Raw genomic sequence first — 23,048 nt, 5'->3', positions numbered from 1 at the left:
CAGCAATGGTCTTCTTCTGAAGAGAATCAGCAGCAAGATGACGATAACGAACAAGAAAATAGGCTACGTGAGCAATTTTTGCAGCAGCAACGTGAACGTTATGGCGTTGATGAAGATAGTGGCCATGACGATGATGCATCAATCCCTCTCGATATCACGCCATCGGAACCGAGGAGCGAAAAAATTGAGCCAGTTGCTACGCGTTATACTCAACCGGACATCGAGCACCGTTGGCCTACCTCATCAACGCAAGTAGAGCCTCAGGCTCATCAATTGACAACGCCTGATAATGGCCTATCGACTCAACCGTCAGAGCATGATAGAGCCAATGATAGCGTTGAGCCGAATTTTGACCTAAGTGAACATATTTCAGTGCTGGATAGTTTCTCTCCAGTTAATGATCTGGTTAATGAAGAACCGGCGGATCCACTGTTTATGCCATCATTTAGCGCGACAACAACGGCGAGTAACTCAAATACACCTCCAGTCGACAATACAGTAAAAAATGTGTCGCCAATGCTGGACAGCGCTGCTTACCGGACTGATACTGTTGTGCCGCAACAGCCGCAACAGCCGCAACAGCCGCAACAGCCGCAACAGCCGCAACAGCCGCAACAGCCGCAACAGCCGCAACAGCCGCAACAGCCGCAACAGCCGCAACAGCCGCAACAGCCGCAACAGCCGCAACAGCCGCAACAGCCGCAACAGCCGCAACAGCCGCAACAGCCGCAACAGCCGCAACAGCCGCAACAGCCGCAACAGCCGCAACAGCCGCAACAGCCGCAACAGCCGCAACAAGATAGTCTATTTCACCCATTCTTGGTGCGTAATGATCAGCCGTTGCCTAAACCAACAACGCCAATGCCTTCTTTGGACTTGTTAACCACGCCTCCAGCTCAAGAAGAGCCTGTGGATATGTTTACATTAGAGCAGACGGCGAGATTGATTGAAGCGCGTTTAAATGATTATCGTGTTAAAGCTGATGTTGTTGGTTTTTCACCGGGGCCTGTTATTACCCGATTTGAACTGGATTTAGCGCCAGGGGTAAAAGCCGCACGTATTTCGACATTATCACGAGACCTTGCTCGCTCACTTTCAACAACGGCAGTCAGGGTGGTTGAAGTTATCCCAGGTAAACCTTACGTAGGCCTTGAGCTACCTAATGAGAAACGGCAAACCGTTTATCTAAGAGAAGTGTTAGATTGCGAACAATTTAGGCATAGTTCATCACCATTAACCATGGTGTTAGGGAAAGATATTGAAGGGGATCCTGTTATCGCAGATCTGGCAAAAATGCCTCATCTATTGGTCGCGGGAACAACGGGCTCAGGTAAATCTGTAGGGGTCAACGCCATGATCCTCAGTATCCTATATAAATCTAAGCCCGAAGATGTACGCTTTATCATGATCGACCCGAAAATGTTGGAATTGTCTATTTATGAAGGCATTCCTCATTTATTGACGGAAGTTGTTACCGACATGAAAGATGCTGCAAATGCATTACGTTGGTGTGTCAACGAAATGGAACGCCGTTATAAATTAATGTCGGCGCTCGGGGTGCGCAATTTAGCAGGCTACAATGATAAAATTAAAGCCGCTGAGGAGATGGGAAGACCCATTCCAGATCCTCATTGGAAACCGAGCGATAGCATGGAAATGGAACATCCCATGCTGAAAAAAGAGCCGTATATTGTCGTGATGGTTGATGAATTTGCCGACCTAATGATGACTGCCGGTAAAAAAGTTGAAGAGCTGATTGCTCGCCTTGCACAAAAAGCACGTGCGGCAGGTATTCATCTAGTCTTGGCGACACAACGCCCATCGGTGGATATTATTACTGGTTTGATTAAAGCCAATATTCCAACTCGAATTGCATTTACTGTTTCGAGTAAAATTGATTCACGAACCATCCTTGATCAGGGCGGTGCAGAGTCCTTGCTGGGAATGGGGGATATGTTGTATTTACCTCCTAACTCATCGATTCCTGTTCGCGTTCATGGTGCGTTTGTTCGTGACCAAGAAGTGCATGCGGTGGTGAATGACTGGAAAGCACGTGGGCGTCCTCAATATATCGATAGCATCACTAAATGCAGCGATGAAAATGAGGGAGGCGGCTACGATAGTGCGGAAGAGGAGCTCGATCCATTATTTGACCAAGCCGTTGAGTTTGTTGTCGATAAACAACGTGTTTCAATTTCTGGTGTTCAGCGTCAGTTCCGTATCGGTTATAACCGCGCAGCGCGAATTGTCGAACAGATGGAAACACAAGGTATTGTGAGTGAGCCGGGCCATAATGGTAACCGTGAGGTACTCTCTCCGCGGCAAGCTGATTACTAATTTATAGTGTGGGTTGTTGCAAGCGCAATGGCCAAAGCGTAGTGCTTATTACGGTATCAATAAAAGGTCTTTGTTCGATGAAAAAAATGATGTTATTGGGGGCATTAGCCCTAAGTTTACATATCGGCTCAGTGCTGGCAGATGCCAGCAAAGACCTTCAGGAACGTCTGAATAAGGTCAATAGCTTTCATGCTAGCTTCTCTCAAAAAGTCACTAGCCCTGAAGGTGATTTGGTTCAAGAAGGTGTTGGCGAGTTATGGTTACAGCGCCCGAATTTATTTAATTGGAATATGACATCGCCTGATGAGAGTGTCTTAGTCTCTGACGGTAAAAACTTATGGTTTTACAACCCATTTGTAGAACAAGTTACGGTGACAAATCTTGCAGATGCGACCCAAGATACGCCATTTTTATTAATTACCCGCAATAATCCGTCAGATTGGAAACAGTATTCGATTATTCAGCAGGGGAATACGTTTGATTTGAAGCCTAAGCTCACGAATGGCACTTTGAAACGCTTTTCTATTACCGTTTCACCTGAAGGTACCATTGAGAAGTTTTCTGCGATTGAACAAGATGGGCAAACAAGTGCCTACCAACTTAAAGAACAAAAGAATGGGCCTGTTGATAAGCGTCAATTCACCTTTACTGTACCAAAAGGTGTCACACTCGATGATCAACGCTCTGGTGGTCAATAAGAGGAAATAGTGGGTAACCTATCACTCGATTTTTCACAAAATGAATTTCAACCTCTAGCGGCGCGTATGCGCCCAGAGGTGCTTGAACAGTATATAGGACAACAACATTTGCTGGCGGAGGGAAAACCATTACCGCGGGCAATTAAGGCTGGCCATCTACATTCAATGATTTTGTGGGGACCTCCGGGAACAGGTAAAACGACGTTAGCTGAAATTATTGGCCACTATGCTCAAGCCGATATCGAACGGATTTCTGCGGTTACATCCGGTATTAAGGAGATTCGAGAATCGATCGAAAAAGCACGGCAAAACCGTGATGCAGGGCGTCGAACGATTCTATTTGTCGATGAGGTACATCGCTTTAATAAAAGCCAACAAGATGCTTTTTTGCCACATATTGAAGATGGCACGATCACTTTTATCGGCGCAACAACAGAAAATCCCTCATTTGAATTGAATTCAGCGCTTTTGTCTCGTGCACGTGTTTATCTACTCAAATCATTAGATGCCAGTGATATTGAAAAAGTGTTGTTGCAAGCCATGAGCGATACAAAACATGGTTTGGGTGGACAAAATATTATTTTGCCTGAGAGTACTCGTAAATTAATTGCTGAATTAGTGAATGGTGATGCAAGACGCTCTCTCAATTTGCTAGAAATGATGGCGGATATGGCGGAAAGTGATAGCCATGGTCAGCGTGTTTTAACTGCCGAATTGTTAAAAGAAGTCAGTGGAGAACGCGCCGCACGTTTCGATAATAAAGGCGACCGTTATTATGACTTGATTTCAGCCTTACATAAGTCAGTAAGAGGGTCAGCTCCTGATGCTGCTTTATATTGGTATGCGCGTATTATCACTGCGGGGGGCGATCCGTTATATGTGGCCCGTCGCTTGTTAGCAATAGCATCTGAGGATGTTGGTAATGCGGATCCTCGAGCAATGCAGGTCGCAATTTCGGCGTGGGATTGTTTTACCCGTGTAGGGCCTGCGGAAGGTGAGCGAGCAATCGCTCAGGCCATTGTTTATTTAGCATGTGCACCGAAAAGCAATGCGGTGTATACCGCTTATAAGGCGGCATTGGCAGATGCACAGATGCAACCAGACTATGACGTTCCCGCTCATTTGCGCAATGCCCCAACAAAGCTATTGAAAGAGCTGGGAGCTGGAAAAGAATATCGCTACGCTCATGATGAGGAGAATGCGTATGCCGCTGGAGAGGTCTATTTTCCACCTGAAATGCAGCATACCCAATATTACCATCCCACAAATCGGGGTCTGGAAGCGAAAATAGCAGAAAAATTAAACTGGTTAGCGCAACAGGATCAAAATAGCCCAACAAAACGCTATCGCTAATGTGGGCAATGCGGTAAGGTTATAAAATAAGATTTTTTATAAAATTTTTTGAGTCGCATGGTCACCAGCGACTTGAAGGTGTACAGGGTATAATACTGGAACGTGTTATACTCTCTTTCAATATTTACTAACAATAATCACAGGATAAGCATGCTCGATCCCAATTTACTGCGTACGGAGCTAGACGCGGTTGCTGAAAAACTGGCTCGCAGGGGTTTTACCCTTGATGTGGAAAAGCTGCGTGAATTAGAAGAACGCCGCAAAGTTTTACAAGTTGAAACTGAATCCCTGCAAGCAGAGCGTAACTCGCGATCGAAATCCATTGGTGCCGCTAAGGCGCGCGGTGAAGATATTGAGCCTTTACGTCAGGAAGTGAATCAGTTAGGCGAAAAATTGGATGCCGCGAAGGTAGCACTAGATAAGCTACAACAAGAAATCCGTGATATTGCATTAAGCATCCCAAATATGCCTGATGATGCTGTACCTGATGGTAAAGATGATTCAGATAACGTTGAGGTGGCTCGTTGGGGAGAACCTCGCCAATATGATTTTGAGGTTAAAGACCATGTTAGCCTCGGTGAACTAGCGGGCGGATTAGATTTTCCAGCTGCGGTTAAACTCACAGGTGCACGTTTTGTGGTGATGAAAGGGCAAATAGCTCGTTTACATCGCGCACTGGCACAGTTTATGTTGGATCTACATACTGAGCAACATGGCTACCAAGAGTTGTATGTTCCTTACTTGGTTAACCATGATACGCTTTATGGTACAGGCCAATTACCTAAATTCGGTGAAGATCTATTCCATACTAAGCCGCTGGAAGAAGAAGCAGAAAGCACTTATGCGTTGATCCCGACGGCTGAGGTTCCTGTGACTAACTTAGTTCGTGATGAGATCCTTGAAGAAGATGCATTACCACTGAAAATGACAGCGCATACACCTTGCTTCCGTTCCGAGGCGGGTTCTTATGGCCGTGATACGCGTGGTCTTATCCGTATGCACCAATTCGATAAAGTAGAATTAGTGCAAGTGGTTCATCCAGAAAAATCGATGGAAGCGTTAGAAGAGCTAACCGGTCATGCTGAGAAAGTTCTACAACTGCTAAAACTGCCGTATCGCAAAGTGATCCTCTGCACGGGGGATATTGGTTTTGGTTCGCGTAAAACTTATGACTTAGAAGTTTGGCTGCCTGCTCAAAATACGTATCGTGAAATCTCTTCTTGCTCGAATATGTGGGATTTCCAAGCACGTCGTATGCAAGCTCGTTTCCGCAGTAAGGGTGATAAGAAAACTCAATTGGTGCATACACTGAATGGCTCAGGCTTGGCTGTGGGCCGTACATTAGTTGCTGTATTGGAAAACTACCAATTAGCAGATGGTCGTATTGAAGTGCCTGAAGTATTACGTCCATACATGAAAGGCCTCGAATATATCGGCTAATTGATTGAGTTAAATTAACTAGAAATAATAACGCCACTTTTTAGTGGCGTTATTATTTTGACGGTATTTGCCCGTTTGCATTCTATTAGAGGCTCAAATATAAAACCACCCGAGTGGGTGGTTTTGATTTGTAGCCTCTAATTTCAGTCAAAGCGAAAGAGGATAAACTTAGTTAATTAATTTTTGTTTATCATCATTTTGTGCAAAGAATAGGTTACGGTAGGAAGTGTAATAACAAACACACATGATAGGCATCGTGATTAAAAGACCTAATCCGAATGGGATTGCGGAAACAAACAGAATGATGGTAATCACGATAAAGAATAGAATACCTGGAAGGATATTTTTACTGACCGCTTTTAGGCTTGCAGAGATCGCTGCACCTACTTTGAAATTATGGTTCATGATAAGAGCAGGAGCGAACCAAGTCATTGCGGCAGCGACGATACCAGTGATGGCCATAATGATGGCGATATAGAAGAATGAACCACCTAAAGCAAAGATAGCTTCTGGTGAAATTTGTCCACCTTGACCTGCTTCTAATAGAACAGCCATTAATGCCGTACCCCCGATCATGGTTGCAATAAAACCACCAACGAGTGTCACAGCAAAGTTAATTGCGCCGACAGCAAATAGAGCACCAAATTTCGTTTGGAAACCAGCAAATAAGGTACCAATATCGACTTCACCTGTTGTACGCTGTTTTTCACAGATAGCAATGATACCACCAATAAGAATTGGGCTTACGAAAGTCACAAAGAAATTCACCAATGGGATCATTGAAAGAACTAAGATAAAAGCAAAGAAAATAATATTAATCAGTACCCACATACCTAACTTTTCTTTAACCATAGCCCATGCTTGGCTAATCCAATTAATTCCTTCGCCAGCATCAACAGCTCTTGGCTCAGCGAGAAATACAGAATTATCCATAGGGGTTTGTTTGTTTACAGAAGATGCAGGTGCATTTTGGGAATCGAAATTTTCGTTATTCATGATAGAAAAATAACCCGTAATGTGTAATGAAAGTGTAATGTTTTTAATGGAAATATGGTCAAAATTTAAATAACAAATAAAAATATACTTGAGTTATTCAAGTACCGTGTGCCGTGCATGATTATGTAGTTAAATAAAATTTATTCAAAGCAGACTATTCTGGGAAGAAAAATTCAATGTAAAGAGTTGGGAATAGGGTTTTTATTAGATGGTTATACAAATATTTATCCTTTTTTATGCATTTTTTGAGTATTAGTGCTAAAAATATGACAAAAGGTCTACACGGATATTTTAAACATGAGGAAGAATAAGCTAAATAAAAGTGAGCCGTTTTTACAACTCACAAAAATTTATCAGTAATAATATTCGTTAACTATTTACTGTTGTTACGGGATAAGAAACTAATGGCTTAATTTCTTTAAGTACGAACATACTTTGCATCTCCTTAATCCCCGGAAGTCGGCGGATCACTGACATCGCAAAATCGGCATAGGAATCTAAATCATGTGAGACAACTTGTAATAAGAAGTCCGCATCACCACCAATACTGTAGCATGAAACCACATTTTCTAATTCACTGACTTCTTGCTCAAACTTTTTGGCTTCTGTTTCGCTATGACTATCGATTGTTACTCTGACAAATAACATCACGCCTAAACCAATTTTTTTACGGTTGAGAATAGCACGATAGCCTTGAATAACATCATCCTCTTCCAATTTACGGACTCGTCGCCAGCATGGCGAGGCCGACATACCCACTTTGTCTGCTAATACCTGATTGGTGATGCGGGCATCATCTTGCAGTAACTGAAGAATTTTTATTTCTGTCTTATCTATGGCCATAATGGGAATTTCCTTGCTTAATTTGGCGAATCATCGGTCAATTATTTCTTTTTATTACTCTACTATAGATAAGATAGACAACAAATTTCTATTTATTGATGCCATAATTATCGCGTATTACACCTTGTCGTATGAAGTCACTTCCCATTATGAATTAAAGAGGCAAGTATGCAATTTGATGTATCTACTCATCGTTGTGCCATTATTATTAATCAAGACTTAGCGTTAGGCTTAGCTATGAATGCAGCAAGTATTATCGGTGTTGGCATTGGGAATAAAATTGAACAACTGATAGGGCAAGATTTGGCGAGTGCAGATAATATTCATTATCCCGGCGTCATTCTAGCATCATTACCAATATTAAAAGGTTCTGCTGATCGAATTAAACAAATACAAAAAGAGTGTTATGACATTGAAGATGTTTATTTATTACCTTTTAGTCTAATTGCTCAGTCCTGTAAAAATTATGATGAGTATAAGCTCAGATTAATGAGTACTCTAGATCAAGATATTCAATTAGCGGCTATTGGTTTAGTGGGTAAAAAAAATAAGATAAATAAATTAACGGGAAATTTATCGTTATTTAAATAAGCGATTATCTCACCACTCTTCTATAGGTTAATAATATGATAAGCATCACACAGTTACTCTCTTATGGGAGTGCGTTGGCTATTGCTGCCATTATTCCGGGACCGGGAATGACGGCCGTCGTCGCACGTACCTTGAATGGAGGGGTTGTAATGGGTTTCGCACTACTGAGTGGATTAATATTGGGGGATATTCTTTATCTTTCGTTTGCGATATTTGGCTTGGTTTTGGTCGCAGATTATTTAGCTATTATTTTTAATGTTATTTATTGGGGAGCCGCCTTGTATTTATTATGGTTAGCATATTCATTATGGCGACAGGATATTCAACCATTAAAGACTTCAGATTCTATCTCAACAAAACAATTCGCGATAATCGGTGCTTCAGGGCTGATGATCACCTTAAGTAATCCAAAAACAATCGCTTTTTATATGGCGATATTACCTTTAGTGATTTCTTTGAATGAGATTACCATAACAATTTGGAGCACAATATTAATACCGATTACATTATCAATATTACTTTTAGTCGGAATGGTATTTATTTTGGGGGCTAAGAAAGCGAGCCAGTTCTTATCGAGTAGACGATCACAAAGGATAATATTTAGAGGAACGGCATTGATGATGGCTGCTGCTGCAATAGGTATGTTACTCAAGACACAATAAATAAGAGTGGCTCTACGCGAGGGTAGAGCCATTATTGTCAATACATTACCTTGTGGCCGTAGCTTTCTAGGATACTTTTCACGCGTTCCATGCTCTCTTTTGAAGGTGGTTTTACACCATCGAGTTTATATTCTTCCCCCATGGTTTCCCACTTGTGTTTACCCAGTTCGTGGTAAGGAAGTAATTCGATTTTCTCGATATTTTTCATATCCTTGGTGAATTCACCTAAGAGATGTACGGAATGGTCATCATCACTCCATCCTGGAACAACCACATAACGTACCCATGTTTTTTGGTTACGTTTGGCAAGATAACGCGCGAATTCAAGTGTACGATGATTAGAGACGCCGACTAAAGTTTGGTGTATCTCATCATTAAGCTGTTTTAAATCCAGCATGACTAAATCAGTGGCATCCATAAGCTCATCGATAACGGGATCATAGCGACGAACAAAACCGTTAGTATCAAGGCAGGTATGGATATTTTGTGTTTTACATGCACGGAACCAGTCACGAACGAACTCTGCTTGTAAAATCGCTTCACCACCGGATGCCGTTACACCGCCACCACTCGCATTCATAAAATGGCGATATGTCACAGCTTCTTTCATTAACTCTTCGACAGTGACCATTTTGCCAGTATGAGTGTCCCAAGTATCACGGTTGTGGCAGTATAAACAACGCATTAAACAACCTTGAAAGAAGACAATAAAGCGTATTCCAGGCCCATCAACGGTCCCACAAGACTCAAAGGAGTGGATACGCCCGAGAGTTGCAGGCGGTGAAGTGGTACTGATATCTGTGGTTGGAATCGTATTGGTTGTTGTCGACATAGCAGGAACTCCAAAAAAAGACCCGTCATACTTCAAGCGGCGGAGAGTAAGGCTATTGAGTGGCCGCTTACTTACAACTCGAATTATTTAAGGTATTCATCATTAATAATTTGAACTGTAGATTTATTGGTTATTTATTATGTGAAAACAACTTTCAGTGACCAATAGCTTAAAATATTCGGGTTTAGTTCTAAAAAAGCCCCATGGTTGGGGCTTTTTAGTTATTTTATTAATTTATGATGCTCATTATTACATTGAACTGGTGAAAGTACGAGTAATAACGTCTTGTTGTTGCTCTTTAGTCAGTGAGTTAAAACGCACTGCATAACCAGAAACACGGATGGTTAACTGAGGATACTTCTCTGGGTTTTCCATCGCATCCAACAACATTTCACGGTTCATCACGTTAACGTTCAGGTGCTGACCGCCTTCGATAGACGCTTCATGGTGGAAGTAACCATCCATCAAACCGGCTAGGTTAGCCTTACGTACTTCATCATCTTTACCTAACGCATTTGGTACGATAGAGAAGGTATAAGAAATACCATCTTTCGCGTAAGCAAATGGCAGTTTAGCAACGGAAGTCAGTGAAGCAACCGCACCTTTTTGGTCACGACCGTGCATTGGGTTCGCACCTGGTCCGAATGGAGCACCTGCACGACGACCATCTGGGGTGTTACCTGTTTTCTTACCATAAACCACGTTAGACGTGATGGTTAGGATTGACTGAGTTGGTACTGCATTACGATAAGTAGGCAGTTTCTGAATTTTCTTCATGAAACGTTCAACTAAGTCGCAAGCGATATCATCGACACGTGAGTCGTTGTTACCGAATTGTGGGTATTCACCTTCAATTTCAAAGTCAATAGCAATACCGTCTTCATCACGAATTGGTTTAACTTTGGCGTATTTGATAGCAGACAGTGAGTCAGCTGCAACAGAGAGACCCGCGATACCACAAGCCATTGTACGGTAGACATCACGATCATGCAGTGCCATCAATGCAGCTTCATAGCTGTATTTGTCATGCATATAGTGGATGATGTTCAGCGCAGTGACATATTGAGTTGCCAACCAGTCCATGAAGTGATCCATGCGATCCATCACAGTATCGAAGTCAAGGACTTCATCCATGATTGGTGCATGTTTAGGACCAACTTGCATTTTCAGTTTTTCGTCTACACCACCGTTGATAGTGTATAGCATGGTTTTCGCTAAGTTAGCGCGAGCACCGAAGAACTGCATTTGTTTACCAACGATCATTGGGCTTACGCAACATGCGATAGCATAGTCGTCATTGTTGAAGTCAGGGCGCATTAGGTCATCGTTCTCATACTGAACAGATGAAGTATCGATAGACACTTTTGCCGCGAATTTTTTGAAGCTAATCGGCAGTTGCTCTGACCACAGGATAGTCATGTTAGGCTCTGGAGATGGGCCCATGGTATACAGCGTGTTCAGGAAACGGAATGTGTTTTTAGTCACCAGCGTACGGCCGTCAAGACCCATACCTGCTAGTGATTCTGTTGCCCAGATTGGGTCACCAGAGAACAGTTCATCATACTCAGGCGTACGTAGGAAACGTACCATACGCAGTTTCATGACTAAGTGGTCGATTAGCTCTTGCGCTTCTTGTTCAGTCAGTTTACCTGCTTCAAGGTCACGCTGAATATAGACGTCTAAGAAGGTTGAAACACGACCAAATGACATTGCTGCGCCGTTTTGCGATTTCACAGCCGCTAAGTAAGCGAAATAAGTCCACTGAACGGCTTCTTTTGCGTTAGTTGCAGGACCAGAGATGTCATAGCCATATTTTGCAGCCATCTCTTTGATTTGACCCAATGCGCGGTGTTGCTCAGCAATTTCTTCACGCAGTTGGATGGTCATCTGCAAGTCTTCACCTTTTTCTAATCTTTCTTGCAGTGAACCAAACTGATTAAACTTATCTTTCATTAAGTAATCAATACCATACAGAGCTACACGACGGTAGTCACCGATGATACGACCACGACCATAAGCATCAGGTAAACCGGTTAAGATACCTGATTTACGGCATTTTAGGATGTCTGGTGTATAGACATCGAAAACACCTTGGTTATGAGTTTTACGGTATTCAGTGAAGATTTTTTTCAGGCTAGGATCTAAAGTGCGATCATAGGCTTTACATGAACCTTCAACCATTTTGATCCCACCGAATGGAATGAGTCCACGTTTTAGAGGTGCATCAGTTTGTAGACCAACGATTTGTTCTAAATCTTTGGCGATATAACCCGCATCATGGGAAGTAATCGTTGATGCAACATCAGTGTCAAAATCAACGGGCGCATGCGTACGGTTCTCGATTTTGATTCCTTCCATGACTTTGTCCCACAGCGTATCAGTTGCTGGGGTAGAGCCTGCTAAGAAAGATTCGTCACCTTCATATGGAGTATAGTTTTTCTGGATGAAGTCACGTACATCGACGTTATCCTGCCAGTTACCTTGGTTAAAACCTTGCCATGCTAAAGCGAATTTTTCATTTAATTCTGACATGATACTTTTACCTTTTAACAATGGATCTTTTAAGGATCTTAATAAATCTTTTCGTGAGTGTCAGTGGCTATTAATGTTTTTGGCCACCACGTAAATGCATGAACCAATAAATTAGGCCGACTAAAAGTGCGCCGCCAATAATGTTACCGATAGTGACTGGTATAAGGTTGTCTGTAATAAAATGACTAACAGTTAACTGTGAAAAGTGTTCTGGTGAAACACCAATCTGTGTCCAGAATTCAATAGGGGCAAACTCTTTGATCATGATGCCTAGCGGGATCATAAACATGTTTGCGATGCTATGTTCAAAGCCGCTAGCGACGAACATGGCGACAGGGAGCACAAGAACCAATAATTTATCGGCTAGGCTACGACCCGAATAACTCATCCAAACAGCTAAACAAACCATTAAGTTAGCTAAAATACCTAAACAAACAGCCTCAATAAATGTATGGTGCAGTTTATGATCGGCAGTTTGTAAGACATTAAGTCCCCACTGACCATTTGCCGCAGTATATTGCCCAGCGAACCAAATCAACGCGACAAAGAACAGTGCGCCAATCAGGTTGCCAATATACACGTTGAACCAGTTTAGAAACATTTGTCCCCAAGTGATTCGCCCTGTTGCTTTGGAAACAATGGTCAATACAGTGGAAGTAAACAAATCTGCACCGCATATGACAACGAGCATTAATCCAAGAGAGAAGCAGACACCACCAATGAGTTTGGTAAAGCCGAAGGGAGCTGCTTGTGCGCCAGTGGTCGCAGTAATATAAAAAACAAATGCGATTGAGATAAAGATACCGGCAGTGAATGCTGACAAGTATGTAATTGCAGGATGTTTGTTGGCTTTGTAGACACCAGAGTCATCTGCAACTTGAGCCATTACAGCAGGAGGCAAAAGATTAAAAGGGTTGTCAGCTTTCATACTAACACTCTCTTACAAAGTTGATTAATTATAGCACGCAATCATAGTAACAAACGGCATAACAGAGAAATTTGATATGGATCATGAACTGTCGTAAGAAATCGACTTAAATTGTTGAAAAATAGTTAATTTTTGATTTATCTTCTTGATTTATATAAATTAAATAAATTTTAAAATTTACTAAAAATTTTTATGTTTTACCGTTTAACCCAAAATACAAGTAAAAAAACGGGCCTATTTGTTATCTAAATATTGCAAATTTAGACGTGTTTTTAATTAATTTAGTTTATGTGAAGATAATGGCCTAAAGGCCATTATCTTAAAAAGATGATCGAGAATGGGATTAGGCATTTTCACGTTTAGCTTTTTGCAGTTTTTCATAGGCTGCAAGTAACGCTTGGTGTGCTGGTAATGCCGTTAATTCATCATCGATAGACCACAAACCATAAAAGCATGATTCACCTGAAAGAGCGGCGGAAGCGGCGTCGACAGTTTTTTGACCATACATGCGAACAAATGCAGTGTAGTATTGTGACTTATCACGCTGCTCTTCTTGATTTAATAACAGCAAGGTGTGTAAACAGCGGTAATAATTCGCTCGTTCAGCTGTAAATACGGAGCTGTTAAAGTCTTGTGTCCACTCAACCCAAGCGAGCGCTTGCTCAAGGTCGCCACCGGCTAAGGCTAACATAGACTTTAATTCGCCAATACGTAAGTGACTCCAGCCATTATCTTTGCCTACGGCAAGACCCAATAATTCACGTACACGAGTAAAATCATCTAGGCCTTCATCGTCAAGCTGCTCAATAAGATTGAGGTAATCTTGTTTTTCCCATTGACTATCAGGCAGGTTAATAATGGTATCGCGTAAATGTGCGCCCATTGCATTGTTGGCAATATGCAGATCTTCTACGGGATAAATATCAGACATACCAGGCACAAGAATACGGCATGCATAGACGCCTAAATGGTGGTAATCGGCGATATACACTTCCGCATCTAATTGATTAAAGATCCCCATCAATGTGGCGAACTCTTCTTGAGTGGTGCCTTTGAAACTCCAATCAACAAATGGGTAATCGGCTTCATCTTTAAACAGATCCCAGCTAATAAGTCCACTTGAGTCAATGAAGTGGGTTTCTAAGTTTGTGTGTTCAGCCACCTCTTCATCGTCAAATGTTGGCGCGTTAAACACATCAAGATCTTTGAGGCCACGGCCTTGTAGCAGTTCGGTGACTGTACGCTCTAAGGCAACACCAAAATCAGGATGCGCACCAAAAGAAGCAAAACAGGTGCCATTTTGAGGATTAAATAGCACAACACAGATCACAGGAAATTGGCCGCCGAGAGACGCGTCATAACAGAAGATTGGGAAGCCTTCTTTTTCTAAGGTTTCAACGGCTTCAACAACATTTGGGTAGCGAGCCATAACGTCTGTCGGGATTGCAGGTAGGCTGATACTTTCCGCAATAATACGATTTTTCACAAAACGCTCAAAGACTTCAGATAATCCTTGCACACGTGCTTCATTTGCCGTGTTACCTGCCGACATGCCATTAGACACATACAGGTTACCAACAATATTCATTGGAATATAAACGGTTTGATTATCAGATTGGCGAGTAAAAGGTAGCGCACAGATACCTCGCTCTTCATTTCCTGACTGCAAATCAATTAATTGACTGCCTGCTAATGCACCATCAGGATCATAAAATTGGCGTAAGCGAGCATCTAAAATACCTTCTGGCAAACTATCATCATCGGTGAGTGGGAACCATTTTTCATTTGGATAATGAACAAAATCGCCTTCAGCAATAGACTTGCCTAAATAAAAATCGGCAAAGAAGTAGTTAGTGGATAAACGTTCGAAGTATTCGCCAAGGGCTGAAGCAAGAGCGGCTTTTTTGCTGGCGCCTTTACCGTTGGTAAAGCATAGCGGACACTCTTTGTCACGAATATGGACTGACCAAACGTTAGGCACAGGATTTAGCCATGAGGCTTCTTCAATATCAAAGCCTAGTTTTTTCAATTTAGTTTGAAAAGCGTCAATAGACACTTCAAGGGCGGCGTCTTTGCCTGGGATAAAGGTTTGGGTCATGGTCAATCACTTGTTAAAAAGGGGTATAGGCGGCCTATGATACGGATTTTTCCATGTCTGCTCACGCTTTTTATTCTTATTAGAGTAAATCATCTAAATATTCATAATTTCATCTAAAATAGATAGAGGCATCACGGAAATACTGTTTCAATTCCACATAATAACGTAAGTTTATTTAAAATAGAGGTCATAGGATGAAACAAGGTAAAAAGGTATTACTGGCGACAGCGCTCACACTCTGTACTGCATCGGTGTATGCATTACCTAATATTACGGTCTTAGCAACGGGAGGCACGATTGCAGGTGGTGGTGATTCAGCCACATCTTCCAGCTATCAAGCCGGTAAAGTGGGGATTGATGCGCTTATTAATGCGGTGCCTGAGATTAAAAAAATTGCCAATCTTACAGGTGAGCAGATCGTCAATATTGGCTCTCAAGATATGAATGATCAGGTGTGGCTGACATTAGCGAAAAAAATCAATCAAGAGTGTGATAACACCGATGGATTTGTGATTACTCATGGTACAGACACATTAGAGGAAACCGCTTTTTTCCTTGATTTAACAACATCCTGCCAAAAACCAATTGTGCTAGTTGGCGCAATGAGACCATCAACTGCATTGAGTGCTGATGGTCCTCTTAATCTTTATAATGCAGTGGTGGTGGCAGCGGATAAATCTGCTGGTGAACGTGGTGTGTTAATGGCCATGAATGACAAAGTCGTTCAGGGACGTGATGTGGTGAAAATGAGCACCACAGAAGTACAAGCGTTTGATGCTGTGAATGCTGGCCCACAAGGTTTTATCCATGACGGTAAAGTAACCTTTTATAAACCAGCCGAACCAAGGGCAACGAAGGCAGCTTTTGATGTGAGCAAACTGGATAAGCTACCTCTAGTCGGTATTGTTTATAACTATGCAAATGCTTCAGCCGCACCTGTCAAGGCTTTGCGTGAAGAGGGAGCGAAAGGGATTGTCAGCGCTGGTGTCGGAAACGGTAATATGTATAAAACAGTTTTTGATGCGCTAGCCACAGCAGCTAAAGAAGATATTGTGGTTGTTCGTTCGAGCCGTGTACCAACAGGTTACACGACACGCAATGCCGAAGTTGATGATAACTTATATGGCTTTGTGGCTTCAGAACGCTTGAACCCGCAAAAAGCACGTATTTTATTGCAACTCGCCCTGACTGAAACTCAAGATCCACAAAAAATCCAATCATTATTTGAAAAATATTAATGCGGATATAACGTCACCAAAGAGGGGCTATTTATGCCCCTCTTGTTCATTTTTAGATGACAAATTAACCCTGTTTGCGACAATATTTGCCGTGATTAATGCAAAGCAAGGTACTAACGAAAATAAGACAAATAACCAAAGAGACGCTGATTTTGCACCATCCATCCCGCCAGGTACAGAAAGCCCTGCAAGATTTGCGATCATCCCTGCTAGTGAGGCACCGAAAGCGGTAGAAAATAACTGTAATGTTGTAATCGCAGAAGAGGCTTTCTGGGATTCACTGCCAACTGACACTTGCAATACTCGCGTTAATAAATGTGGCCATGCCGCGCCAATACTTGCCCCTGTGATAAATAAAGCGAGGCAAATTATCCATATTTGCAATTGCTCTAGCTGAATGATTTTCGTCATGAATAAGGCAAGTGTGATTAAACCGATAAGTGTGAATAGGGGGCCTAAACGAATAATACGAACGGCAATATTCGGTTTAAAAGAAGATGACAAGATAGCCGCACTTGACCAACCAGCGCCGACAAGCGCAGCCAAATAACCCGATAATAATGGGGCAACGCCATGCAATATCTGTAAAAAATAAGGAACAAAAACTTCAGTCTGTACGCTTAGGCCAAGTAGTGCCATGGTCAGGTAGATTGGCGCGAGCTGTGCGGAAAAATGAAATGTGCCATGCGGGAAGAGCGTATTGTGTCCACGGCGTTCAATAATGACAAGTCGTACACACAATAAGATAGCGATTAACATTCCCCCGATGGGAATAAATTTATCTTGGCTTAGACTTCCTAAAGAGATAGCGAGAACAGCAAAGGAAAGCAATAAAAGCGCTTGCAGTGGGATAGGTTGCTGTGGGCATTGTTCATTAGGATTTTGCGCAGGTAATACTCGCCAAGTTAGCCATAGATAGGGGATACCAACCACCACTAGACACCAAAAAGCGCCTCGCCACACATCATACTCAGCAAATATTCCCCCTAGAGCAGGGCCTAATAGCGTTGCCATTCCCCACATACTCGACATCATGGCTAATACTCTCGACCATAAGTGCTGAGCAAATACGATATGCACCATGGAATAAGATAATGTGAGTAAAATACCCCCACCCACACCTTGAATAACTCTGCCTAATAGCATGATAGGCATGGAAGGCGTCATAGCACAAACCATTGAGCCGATCAGAAAAATCAATGTAGCAAGGCCATAACTTTTTCTTGGGCCAAAATAATTAAGAAGTCGTGATGTTAATGCTGATGAAATAATCGAAGATAGGATAAACAGTGTGGTATTCCAGGCATAAAAATCAATGCCGCCAATATCCCGTACAACAGAAGGTAGCGTTGTTATGGTGATATAAACGTTAATAGCATGAAGGCATATACCGCCGGACAAGGCGAGTGTTAAACAGAGATTTTTGCCAGTAAGGAGTGTTCGCCAGCCTTCCTGATGTTTCCCGTCAATATTTTCGTGCGATTGTTCCATCGTATCTCTCTAATTTCATTTTTCTTTGCTTACATGGAAATATTCACTTGGTTTATTTGTGATTAAAAAACGTGTTCTCAACTAAAGCAGTTATGCATCAACTTAGCAAGTTTGATTGAAACGCTTACAGGCAAAGAATGTTATTTTTTATATTGAAATAAGTGTTAGGTGGACCCTCAATACAGGGTTTTTTATCTAAGTTTAATCTTTAATTCAGGATATTAATGCGAAAAACATTATCGGTTCGAATGATTAACACTGAGAATGAATAGAAAAATTAATGTGTCTTGGGTCATATTTTAGGAATAAATATATTTTTAACCTTGATAATTCGCGTCGCGAAAAATAGGCTAAGTAGGTACTCGTATTTTGTTTATTGAAATTAATAATTACCTAATGGGCGACTACTGAAACTTATCACTAAAAAATAATATAAAAAACTGAGGAAACAGCGAATGGTTAATAAAAATGTCAATCGTGGCAGGGGGATGCTCGTGCTTAAAATAGGTATCGCACTTCTTCCTATGAGTTATCAACCAATAAGTTTTTCTGAGCAATTTTTAGATGATTCAACACTTAAAGGCGGTTTGTATTATTGGCAACGCGATCGTTCTAGAAAAGAGTTAAACCCTGAAAGCGATAAATATAAAAAATATGCCGATAACCTTAAGCATTCTACCGTAAATGCCAGTCTTGATTATTCTTCAGGTTATTTTCAGGATCTCATCGGTTTAGATTTAGCGGCATTTACTGCCATTGAATTATCAAATAGTGGTCCCGCGGCACCTAATGAAATTGGTTTTAGTGATGCGAAAACGCGTTGGGATGAAAAATGGTCAGGCGACCGTAGCGGCGTCAGTGTTTATAAAGCGGCTGCCAAAATGAAATATGGTCCATTTTGGGGGAAAGGAGGCTATATCCAACCCACAGGACAAACACTGTTGGCTTCCCATTGGAGCTATATGCCCGGTACTTATCGAGGAATTGAGGTCGGAGCGGTATTTGATTTTGAAAACAAGGGGGCTTTGAGCATGTCCTATATGTGGACTGATCGATATAAAGCCCCTTGGTATCGTGATATGTACAACTTCCGTGAAGCTGACAGTAAAACAGGGATTAGCTATCTACAATCGATTGGTTTTAAATATGATTTTAAAAATTCATTAGTATTAGAAGGGGCTTATGGACAAGCTAAAGACTATATAGATCAATACTTTGCAAAGGCCTCTTATGCGGTACCTATTGTTAATCGTGATTTACGAATGTCTTATCAATTCTATGGCGCAAAAGATAAGGTATCTGATGGCGGAGTGAATGATGTTTATGATGGCCTCGCTTTCTTACAGGCGGTGACATTAGGTTATACCTACGAGCAATTTGATTTTCGCGTGGAAGGAACTTACGCCAAAGCGAAAGGTAATCAAGGCTATTTCTTACAGCGCATGACGCCAGGCTACGCGACATCAAATGGTCGATTGGATATTTGGTGGGATGGGCGTTCAGATTATAACGCGAATAATGAAAAAGCGGTTTTTGCTGGTGTCATGTACGATTTAGCTCATTGGGATCTGGCTGGTTGGAAAGTAGGTACATCTTATATTTATGGTTGGGATGCTAAACCAAGTACTAATACACAATATGCCCAAGATGTAAAATTAAGAGAAAGCGCTTGGAATATCGATATTTTATATAGTATCCAAACAGGTAGAGCTAAAGATACTTTATTTAAATTGCACTTTACTAAATATGATAACCATACCGATATTCCAAGTTATGGTGGTGGGTTCGGTAATATATTTCAGGATGAAAAAGATATTAAGTTTATGGTCATGATGCCATTCACTATTTTTTGATAGCACGGTCACTGCTATTAAAAATATTATGTGGCAGTGGCTAAATTGAATTTAATATTGAGGTCACAATGAAAAGACATTATTTACATCCTTTAGCGTTATTAATTTCAGCCACCTTTATTTCTACGATGGCGAATGCTGAGCAAACATCGGATCAAATCGTTGATGCATTAAGTCATATCGATGTAAAAATTAATGTGGTTGATAACCAAGCAGGTGAGCATGGCATGGATTGCGCTGCACTTGGGGCGGATTGGGCGGCTTGTAATCGCGTTGATATTACGTTGACCAATGGTGATCAAGCGATTGAATCGGCTGATTGGGCACTTTATTTTCATAGTATTCGGCAAATACTCAAACAAGATAACCCACAGTTTACTATCACCCATTTAACGGGGGATTTGCATAAAATCACCCCCACTGAGCAGTTTAATGGCATAAAAGCACACGAAAAAATTGTGTTGCCAGTGACGGGGGAATATTGGCAAGTGAGCTATTCTGACTTTATGCCTCGTTGGTATGCGACCTCGGGTGATGCTCGGCCTAGTAATTTGAAAAGCACAGATACTCAAGACTCAACCATGTTCGTTGCACCATTTGAAATGAAAAACTGGAAAAGAACGGGAGCCGATAATAATGTCTTAATGACCCCCGAAAATCGTTACCAAAAAAATCTTTCTTTGCAAACATTATCTGAGCAACAGTTACGAGGACAAATCTTACCGACGCCACTCGATATTAAGATACAAGAAGGGAATGCGGATCTTTCCAACGGTGTTAAATTACAACTTGATGGCCTGACTCAGGGAGAATTAGCTGTCATTAATGAGCATTTACAACAGGTCAAATTAAAACAGAATGTTCAGGGATTCCCTATACTCGGGAAGATCGCACCTAGACAGTTCGCGCCAGAGAATCAAGTCAGTGGTGCATATGAGTTAGTGATCACACCACAACAGGCTGAAATTATTGGTTATGACCATGTCGGCTTATTCTATGGTATGCAATCACTGCTTTCTGCCGTAACAGAAGCCGATAAGCCTAGTGTGGCGACAATGATTGTGAAAGATAAACCTCGTATGGATTATCGAGGAGTATTTTTAGATGTAGGAAGAAACTTCCATAGTAAACAGATGGTTAAACGTTTAATTGACCAAATGTCTCGTTATAAATTAAATAAATTCCACTTTCACTTAACCGATGATGAAGGATGGCGAATTGAAATTCCGGGGTTACCTGAGCTTACAGAGGTGGGAAGCCAACGCTGTCATGATTTGGATGAACAAACGTGTTTATTACCGCAGTTAGGATCGGGGGCAGAGAATAATAATATGGGAAGCGGCTATTTTACCCGTGATGACTATATTGACATTTTACGCTATGCCAAAGATCGTAATATTGAGGTCATCCCTGAAATAGATATGCCTGCACATGCCCGTGCCGCCGTTGTTTCAATGGAAGCTCGTTATAACAAATTAAAAGCGGCTGGCAATGAGGCTGCCGCGAGTGAATACCGCTTAGTTGATCCATCGGATACATCAGTAACAACCTCTGTCCAATTCTACGATAAACGCAGTTATTTAAATCCTTGTTTAGATTCCTCTAAAAACTTTGTTAATAAAGTGGTCAGTGAGGTTATGCAAATGCACAAGGAGGCGGGGGTTCCATTAAAAACATGGCACTTTGGTGGTGATGAAGCGAAAAATATTCGTTTAGGTGCGGGTTTCCAAGATAAAGCAGGCAATATCGAACCGGGCAAAGGCATAATCGATAAACAAATAGAAGATAAGCCATGGGCGAAATCGGAAGCGTGTCAGGCATTGATCAAGCGAGGTGATGTGAGTGACTTTGATCATCTCTCCAGCCATTTTGCTAAACAAGTGAGTGAAAGTTTACAGCAAAAAGGGGTGACAACAATGCAAGCTTGGCAGGATGGTTTGAAAGATGCTTCTAGTGCAAACGATTTTGCAACGGATAATGTCAGGGTTAACTTCTGGGATACACTGTATTGGGGAGGATTCGATTCGGCGAATGATTGGGCTAATAAAGGTTATCAAGTGGTCATTTCGAACCCTGACTATGTGTATTTAGATATGCCTTATGAAGTCAATCCAAATGAAAGTGGCTATTACTGGGCGACCCGAGCGAGTGACGAACAAAAAATCTTTTCTTTTGCGCCTGATAATTTACCACAAAATGCGGAAACTTCCGTTGATAGGGATGGTAACTCATTTAGTGCGAAAAGTGATAAGCCATGGCCAGGTGTCTATGGTCTTTCTGGACAACTATGGAGCGAAGCTGTAAGGACGGATGATAAGGCGGAATACATGCTATTTCCTCGCATCCTGCCTTTAGCTGAAAGGGCATGGCATAAAGCGCAATGGGAAAATCAGTACCAAATAGGTCGTGAATATATCGGCGGTAAAACCAATTATGTTTCACAGCAAAAACTGGCAGATGATTGGAGCCGTTTTGCGAGTCTCGTTGGTATGAAAGAGTTACCCCGTCTAGATAGAGCAGGGGTGGCTTATCGTATCCCTGTGCCTGGTGCGAAAATTGAAAATGGCCTTTTACTCGCCAATATCAGTTATCCAGGTTTAGTGATTGAATATGCTTTAGCAGATAGCGACCATTGGCAAACGTATTCAGCACAAAAGCCTCCAAAGGTTAAGGGTAATGTAAAAGTACGAGCCAAAAACCCAGCTGGAACAAGAACAAGTCGTGTAGAAACGGTGGTACAAAAATAACGAGAGGCTATGAGGGTGGTGCCAGAGCGTACCACCTTTTTAAATGCTAGGTTTAACCGCCTATTACAGTACTCGTGTATGTTTAATAGACGATGATTGCCAAGAAATTAACGCTTTCAGCTTCAATAGACACCGCTTTTTCTATATCCAGACGACATGTATTTTGAGGAGAATCAGTAATCTCGTCATTGGCACTTAGGTGCTTTATCTTTTCTAATACACCTTTCCCTGACAATCGCAGCATCAGGTTCATCGTAAACTGTTAGCTATTTATAGTTAGCTGAGTTTATAGATACAATATAATGATGCGACTGTTTGATTAACGTCTGTTTTGTCATGAGATCGATGATTGGAAAATAGAAGGATGGGAGAGATGATGACTCAGGATGTTTTTCTTGATAAATAAGGC

16 protein-coding genes and 1 pseudogene are annotated in these 23,048 nt (G+C 41.7%); 9 read left to right on the top strand and 8 right to left on the bottom strand.

The features are described from left to right. Positions 1-558: 558 nt before the first annotated feature. The 4 genes and pseudogenes from G3341_RS20980 to serS all read left to right on the top strand — a co-directional run. Positions 559-2,337: pseudogene (locus G3341_RS20980) on the top strand (DNA translocase FtsK); the annotation flags it as partial. A gap of 77 nt (positions 2,338-2,414) precedes the next feature. Beyond that, positions 2,415-3,035: an outer membrane lipoprotein chaperone LolA gene (gene lolA, locus G3341_RS14295; RefSeq protein ID WP_154623160.1), complete on the top strand. Its 621-nt coding sequence runs from the start codon at positions 2,415-2,417 to the stop codon at positions 3,033-3,035. Positions 3,036-3,044: 9 nt separating this feature from the next. Beyond that, on the top strand, positions 3,045-4,388 hold the full coding sequence (locus tag G3341_RS14290) for a replication-associated recombination protein A (RefSeq protein WP_163862659.1): 1,344 nt from the start codon (positions 3,045-3,047) through the stop codon (positions 4,386-4,388). Positions 4,389-4,538: 150 nt separating this feature from the next. After that, positions 4,539-5,828 (top strand): serine--tRNA ligase, encoded by a 1,290-nt coding sequence (gene serS / locus G3341_RS14285; protein WP_154623158.1) that lies wholly within the window; start codon positions 4,539-4,541, stop codon positions 5,826-5,828. Positions 5,829-5,996: 168 nt separating this feature from the next. Here serS and G3341_RS14280 read toward each other — a convergent pair whose 3' ends face one another. Together G3341_RS14280 and G3341_RS14275 are read right to left on the bottom strand one after the other, a co-directional pair. Beyond that, positions 5,997-6,824, bottom strand: coding sequence for a BPSS1780 family membrane protein (locus tag G3341_RS14280; RefSeq protein WP_163862657.1), 828 nt, complete (start codon positions 6,822-6,824; stop codon positions 5,997-5,999). Between the two features lie 369 nt (positions 6,825-7,193). After that, positions 7,194-7,667, bottom strand: a complete 474-nt coding sequence (locus G3341_RS14275) for an Lrp/AsnC family transcriptional regulator (protein ID WP_163862655.1) — start codon at positions 7,665-7,667, stop codon at positions 7,194-7,196. A gap of 168 nt (positions 7,668-7,835) precedes the next feature. Between G3341_RS14275 and G3341_RS14270 the strand changes: the two genes are divergently transcribed. Both G3341_RS14270 and G3341_RS14265 read left to right on the top strand, forming a co-directional pair. Next, complete coding sequence (locus G3341_RS14270; protein ID WP_154623615.1) at positions 7,836-8,258, top strand: DUF2000 domain-containing protein; 423 nt, start codon at positions 7,836-7,838, stop codon at positions 8,256-8,258. Positions 8,259-8,293: 35 nt separating this feature from the next. Continuing rightward, positions 8,294-8,920: a LysE family translocator gene (locus G3341_RS14265; RefSeq protein ID WP_163862653.1), complete on the top strand. Its 627-nt coding sequence runs from the start codon at positions 8,294-8,296 to the stop codon at positions 8,918-8,920. Positions 8,921-8,957: 37 nt separating this feature from the next. Here the strand turns inward: G3341_RS14265 and pflA are convergent, their stop codons facing one another. The 4 genes from pflA to ycaO all read right to left on the bottom strand — a co-directional run bounded on the left by pflA (position 8,958) and on the right by ycaO (position 15,310). Then, on the bottom strand, positions 8,958-9,752 hold the full coding sequence (gene pflA / locus G3341_RS14260; protein ID WP_154623617.1) for a pyruvate formate lyase 1-activating protein: 795 nt from the start codon (positions 9,750-9,752) through the stop codon (positions 8,958-8,960). Between the two features lie 249 nt (positions 9,753-10,001). After that, positions 10,002-12,284 (bottom strand): formate C-acetyltransferase, encoded by a 2,283-nt coding sequence (gene pflB, locus G3341_RS14255; protein WP_154623618.1) that lies wholly within the window; start codon positions 12,282-12,284, stop codon positions 10,002-10,004. A gap of 70 nt (positions 12,285-12,354) precedes the next feature. After that, positions 12,355-13,212, bottom strand: coding sequence for a formate transporter FocA (focA, locus tag G3341_RS14250; RefSeq protein WP_154623620.1), 858 nt, complete (start codon positions 13,210-13,212; stop codon positions 12,355-12,357). A 343-nt stretch (positions 13,213-13,555) separates the two neighbouring features. Further along, a complete protein-coding gene (gene ycaO, locus G3341_RS14245; RefSeq protein ID WP_154624609.1) occupies positions 13,556-15,310 on the bottom strand; it encodes a 30S ribosomal protein S12 methylthiotransferase accessory factor YcaO in 1,755 nt (584 codons plus the stop codon). A gap of 194 nt (positions 15,311-15,504) precedes the next feature. Between ycaO and ansB the strand changes: the two genes are divergently transcribed. Continuing rightward, positions 15,505-16,548: an L-asparaginase 2 gene (gene ansB / locus G3341_RS14240; RefSeq protein WP_154624610.1), complete on the top strand. Its 1,044-nt coding sequence runs from the start codon at positions 15,505-15,507 to the stop codon at positions 16,546-16,548. A gap of 27 nt (positions 16,549-16,575) precedes the next feature. Here the strand turns inward: ansB and G3341_RS14235 are convergent, their stop codons facing one another. Next, the gene (locus G3341_RS14235; protein ID WP_163862652.1) at positions 16,576-18,039 is read right to left on the bottom strand and encodes an MFS transporter; all 1,464 of its coding nucleotides are present in this window, start codon (positions 18,037-18,039) and stop codon (positions 16,576-16,578) included. A gap of 524 nt (positions 18,040-18,563) precedes the next feature. On the opposite strand from G3341_RS14235, the gene chiP reads away from it, so the two are divergent. Both chiP and G3341_RS14225 read left to right on the top strand, forming a co-directional pair. After that, complete coding sequence (gene chiP / locus G3341_RS14230; protein ID WP_244316515.1) at positions 18,564-19,892, top strand: chitoporin ChiP; 1,329 nt, start codon at positions 18,564-18,566, stop codon at positions 19,890-19,892. Positions 19,893-19,960: 68 nt separating this feature from the next. Further along, positions 19,961-22,639: a beta-N-acetylhexosaminidase gene (locus tag G3341_RS14225; RefSeq protein WP_163862648.1), complete on the top strand. Its 2,679-nt coding sequence runs from the start codon at positions 19,961-19,963 to the stop codon at positions 22,637-22,639. Positions 22,640-22,721: 82 nt separating this feature from the next. Here G3341_RS14225 and G3341_RS14220 read toward each other — a convergent pair whose 3' ends face one another. Next, positions 22,722-22,883: a hypothetical protein gene (locus G3341_RS14220; RefSeq protein ID WP_163862645.1), complete on the bottom strand. Its 162-nt coding sequence runs from the start codon at positions 22,881-22,883 to the stop codon at positions 22,722-22,724. Positions 22,884-23,048 lie beyond the last annotated feature (165 nt).

This window comes from Providencia vermicola (assembly GCF_010748935.1).
Lineage (GTDB): Bacteria > Pseudomonadota > Gammaproteobacteria > Enterobacterales > Enterobacteriaceae > Providencia > Providencia zhejiangensis.
The sequence above is the reverse complement of the archived record's forward strand: the minus strand, read 5'-3'. Positions and strand labels throughout refer to the sequence as shown.

Bases quoted from the DNA above. Each gene is read 5' to 3' on its own strand.
- pflB (WP_154623618.1), bottom strand. From the start codon at position 12,284: ATGTCAGAATTAAATGAAAAATTCGCTTTAGCATGGCAAGGTTTTAAC.
- G3341_RS14225 (WP_163862648.1), top strand. From the start codon at position 19,961: ATGAAAAGACATTATTTACATCCTTTAGCGTTATTAATTTCAGCCACC.
- G3341_RS14220 (WP_163862645.1), bottom strand. From the start codon at position 22,883: ATGCTGCGATTGTCAGGGAAAGGTGTATTAGAAAAGATAAAGCACCTA.
- G3341_RS14235 (WP_163862652.1), bottom strand. From the start codon at position 18,039: ATGGAACAATCGCACGAAAATATTGACGGGAAACATCAGGAAGGCTGG.
- ycaO (WP_154624609.1), bottom strand. From the start codon at position 15,310: ATGACCCAAACCTTTATCCCAGGCAAAGACGCCGCCCTTGAAGTGTCT.
- G3341_RS14280 (WP_163862657.1), bottom strand. From the start codon at position 6,824: ATGAATAACGAAAATTTCGATTCCCAAAATGCACCTGCATCTTCTGTA.
- serS (WP_154623158.1), top strand. From the start codon at position 4,539: ATGCTCGATCCCAATTTACTGCGTACGGAGCTAGACGCGGTTGCTGAA.
- G3341_RS14265 (WP_163862653.1), top strand. From the start codon at position 8,294: ATGATAAGCATCACACAGTTACTCTCTTATGGGAGTGCGTTGGCTATT.
- pflA (WP_154623617.1), bottom strand. From the start codon at position 9,752: ATGTCGACAACAACCAATACGATTCCAACCACAGATATCAGTACCACT.
- lolA (WP_154623160.1), top strand. From the start codon at position 2,415: ATGAAAAAAATGATGTTATTGGGGGCATTAGCCCTAAGTTTACATATC.
- G3341_RS14270 (WP_154623615.1), top strand. From the start codon at position 7,836: ATGCAATTTGATGTATCTACTCATCGTTGTGCCATTATTATTAATCAA.
- focA (WP_154623620.1), bottom strand. From the start codon at position 13,212: ATGAAAGCTGACAACCCTTTTAATCTTTTGCCTCCTGCTGTAATGGCT.
- G3341_RS14275 (WP_163862655.1), bottom strand. From the start codon at position 7,667: ATGGCCATAGATAAGACAGAAATAAAAATTCTTCAGTTACTGCAAGAT.
- ansB (WP_154624610.1), top strand. From the start codon at position 15,505: ATGAAACAAGGTAAAAAGGTATTACTGGCGACAGCGCTCACACTCTGT.
- chiP (WP_244316515.1), top strand. From the start codon at position 18,564: ATGAGTTATCAACCAATAAGTTTTTCTGAGCAATTTTTAGATGATTCA.